At 62.5% G+C, this 2,844-nt stretch carries 2 protein-coding genes; both read right to left on the bottom strand.

All coding sequences use genetic code 11. The features are described from left to right. Positions 1-434 precede the first annotated feature (434 nt). Positions 435-1,235 (bottom strand): ATP-binding protein, encoded by an 801-nt coding sequence (locus GY769_02175; protein MCP4200726.1) that lies wholly within the window; start codon positions 1,233-1,235, stop codon positions 435-437. After that, positions 1,220-2,683, bottom strand: a complete 1,464-nt coding sequence (locus GY769_02170; GenBank protein ID MCP4200725.1) for an IS21 family transposase — start codon at positions 2,681-2,683, stop codon at positions 1,220-1,222. Before GY769_02170 ends, GY769_02175 begins: the two co-directional genes overlap by 16 nt. Positions 2,684-2,844: the final 161 nt, after the last annotated feature.

The following is a 2,844-nucleotide window of genomic DNA, read 5'->3' as shown; positions in this document are numbered from 1 at the left end:
TTTCCGGGGCAATACGCCCTCCCTGTCTTGAAGCCTTGGCCCCCCCAATCGGCGGCGCTGGCGGCTCAGCCGTGGCCCTCCTCCCCTCCACTGAGAAAGCTCAGCGTCCTGGCGCCACGCTTCCCTCCCACTCGCCCTACTGGCGAGGGCCGTTTTGGGTCCGTACAAGAAAAATCCCGGCTCTCGGGATCCGGGAGTCGGGATGATCGGACGAAACGAGCGTGAAGTGAACAGCGTCAACTATTAATCCCGGCGGCGACAACTATAATTCCCGTTGCCCCACCTTCTCGAACATCCTGTGACGAGTAGAGCTCGTCACCCAGTGTCTGGGGAGTCCGGGTCTTGGGGACCCGACCAAGGCGAAGCCTTGGACGGGCTTCTTGTCTTTCCCCGCCTCATGGCGGGGACGCCCCCCGGGGGGCGCGACTTTCGGACTACCCGGTCCTCTCCTGTTCTTGTGCCTTGGCTTTCGTCTCGCCATCGCGACCCTTCTTTGCTGACTCGATCCGGTAGCTCGGCAGGTTCAGCTCGAGGATCACGCTGTGATGCACCAAGCGGTCGATCGCTGCCGCAGTGGTCATGGGATCCTTGAAGATTTCCTCCCACTTGGAGAACGGAAGATTGCTGGTGATCATTACGCTGCCACGCTCGTAGCGTTCGGCGAGCAAGGTGAACAAGACCTCCATTTCCTCGCGGTCCTGCTGCACGTAGCCGATGTCGTCGATGATGAGTGCGTCGTACTTGGTGAGGCGCTTCAGCACTCTCGCAAGCTTCAGGTCGCGCTTGGCGATGAGCAGCTGTTGCACCAGCAAGCTGCAGGTCGTCGCCAGCACGCGCCGGCCTTGCTGGATCAGTTCCTGGCCGAGCGCGAAGATGAGGTGGCTCTTCCCCGACCCGGGCTTACCGAACGCGAGCACGTTCTCGTGACGATCGAGGAACGACCCTTCGGCCAGTGTGCGCACCTGCCGCTGAAGCTTCACGGGCAGGCGTTTGAGGTCGAAGTTCTCGAGCGTTTTCTCCAGCGGCAGCTTGGACTCGCGAAGTAGCCGCTCGATCCGGTTGTGGCGGCGGCTCTCGACCTCGCACTGAACCAGCTCCAGCAGATACTGCTCGTAGCTCAGAGACTCTTTCTCCGCACGACGGGCCGTTTCCTCGAACGTGGTCCGGATCGTCGGCATGTGGAGATCCCGCAGATGGTCGGTGAGAGTCGCGGTCAGGTTTACACCTCGGCCCATGCCGCCACCTCCTCCCGGCTGAACAGCGCATCGTACGCGCCGAGGTCGGGCGCTTCGACGTCCACGTCGTGGCCCGGCGCTCGGACCGGATCATCCATGACGAGGGCCTTCACCTCGCCGGCCGTGACCGACGCACCGCTCGTCAAGAGGGTGTGGAGCGCGACATCGACGCCAACCTCGCTCTCTCTAGCGGCGAGTTCCAGGATTTGCAGGTACTCCTTGCTCGCCCGAGCCGGAGTCGTCTGGCATAGCAAGTCGTACGCCATACGGAAGTGGGTCGTCGGGAACAGATCCTCGCGGTAGCGATAGTTGGCGAACGCCCCCGGCTTGCGTACCAACCAGTCGATGATGTGACGGTACTGGATGCGGTGCTTCGACGTGCCTCGGAGTCGCGGGATCACTTCGACACGGCGCTGGGCATACCAGACCTCCAGCACCTCGGCGAAGATCCGCACGTCCACCTGTTCGCCGATCAGGCGGCTCGGTACCGAGTACGTATTCTTCGATACGCGGATCGTGCTGCCCTGACGCACGCGAACTCGTTCTCGTTTGGTATCGTTCAGCCGAGCCCGAGGCAACGGGCGCATCACGGAAAGCTCGTCGTCAAGCCGTGCGCGGCGACCAGCATTCGCCTGGTCGAACTCCGCCTCGAGAAACGCCTCATACTCGAAACGGCTCGCGAACTCTCGGCTACCGCGGAGCATCAACGCCTGGTCCAGCGCGACCTGGATGCGGTGATGACGTTGTTCCACGTCGCCGTTCTCGTTCGCCTTGCGCGCCTGGATCTTCTTGCCCTCGAGGTCGTAGTGCCCGAGCAACGCCCGATAACGAGCCGTAAACTCGTCGGGGTGATCCAGCTTGTGCACCGCCGCGGTCATGCGATCGGTCTGATGCGCGATCGGCACCTTCCCCAGCTTCCAGAGCGCGTTCTGTAACCCTGCGCTCAGGCTCTCGAAGCTCTCCGAGAAGCACACCGTCCCGTTCTCCCAGTTCGAATACGTCAGCACGAAGTGATACAGCAGATGGGGGAACAACTCGCCGGCGATGGTCACGCCCAACGACGCGAGGTCCGTGAAGTCCGATTGGCCGAGTCGGCCTGGGTCGTGACGCTGCGCGAAGAAAACCTCCCGCGAAGGCCCCTCCAGAGCCCGCCAGATGCGCATCCGACGCTGCAACGTGCGAAGCTGGCCGTCGGCGAATCGACCCGGGCGCTGCCGTTGCAGATAGGCAAACACGGTCTTCGCCTGAAGACCCGGCTGCAACGCCAGCATCTCCTTCACCTCATCCCAGACCTCCCGGAAGGGGTCTTCTCGTGTTCGCCAGGTGCGCTCTGGCAAGCACTGGCTCGGGAGCTTCCCGTGGCGCAGATACTTGCGCGCCGTCTTCTCGTCCATCCCGGCCTTCGCCGCCGACACGCTCAACGGCTGGCCTGATTGCCTCAACTTCATCAACTTCCTCACCTGCTGGTCGGTAACCATCCAAGTCCTCCCCATGAAAGGATTTGGACAGGTTACCAACTGGATCCGAGGCGGGAATTCTAATTGTCGCTGACCGGATTTCTAATTGTCGCTGATCAGACGGCCTTGCCGCGGGCACCTCGGTTCACCTC

The organism is bacterium (assembly GCA_024224155.1).
Taxonomy (GTDB): domain Bacteria; phylum Acidobacteriota; class Thermoanaerobaculia; order Multivoradales; family JAHEKO01; genus CALZIK01.
Note: the sequence above shows the minus strand (reverse complement) of the source record. Positions and strands in the feature narration are given on the sequence as shown.

Excerpts from the sequence above, each read along its gene's own strand:
- GY769_02175 (MCP4200726.1), bottom strand. The coding sequence starts at position 1,235 with ATGGGCCGAGGTGTAAACCTGACCGCGACTCTCACCGACCATCTGCGG.
- GY769_02170 (MCP4200725.1), bottom strand. The coding sequence starts at position 2,683 with ATGAAGTTGAGGCAATCAGGCCAGCCGTTGAGCGTGTCGGCGGCGAAG.